Raw genomic sequence first — 543 nt, 5'->3', positions numbered from 1 at the left:
TTAGCTATATTTTTCTAACTTTGCAACAGAACCCTTAATTTCATAGAACGGCGAAATTAATACATGTTAGTCAGCTAATTGAATACTTACATTATAAGAGAGTAGTTAACTTTATTTTTAATTTGCACCAGAACTTTTTAATGTATTATTTCATCCTTGAATAAATCACCCCATTCACATATTGCATAAACCACCTTATCTAGCTTGTAGCCTATAGATGTCAGCTTATACTCCACTTTTGGGGGAACTACAGAATAAGTATGTCTTTCAATAATTTGGTCCTCTTCTAATTCTCTAAGTTGTCTTATTAGCATCCTTTGATTGACATGCGGCAACTTTTTTTGTAGCTCACTTAATCTCAATACTTTGTCTTGAAGTAAATGAAAAATTATAGGGATCTTCCACTTTCCTCCGATAACACATAAAGCTAAATCTTTAGAAGTGAAAAATTCTTTTCCTTTATAATACAATTTTCATCCTTCTTTCTTCTATATATTAGAATTTACATTGTTAATGCGGAAGATTATATAATCTTCCGCATTA

General features: G+C 30.2%; 1 protein-coding gene. It reads right to left on the bottom strand.

Going from position 1 to position 543, the window contains the following annotated elements; all coding sequences use genetic code 11:
• Positions 1 to 137 precede the first annotated feature (137 nt).
• On the bottom strand, positions 138 to 470 hold the full coding sequence (locus HMPREF2937_RS08270) for a winged helix-turn-helix transcriptional regulator (protein WP_000291486.1): 333 nt from the start codon (positions 468 to 470) through the stop codon (positions 138 to 140).
• Positions 471 to 543 lie beyond the last annotated feature (73 nt).

Origin of the sequence: Staphylococcus sp. HMSC061G12 (assembly GCF_001838465.1) — a bacterium.
Classification (GTDB): Bacteria; Bacillota; Bacilli; order Staphylococcales; family Staphylococcaceae; genus Staphylococcus; species Staphylococcus simulans.
Note: the sequence above shows the minus strand (reverse complement) of the source record. Positions and strands in the feature narration are given on the sequence as shown.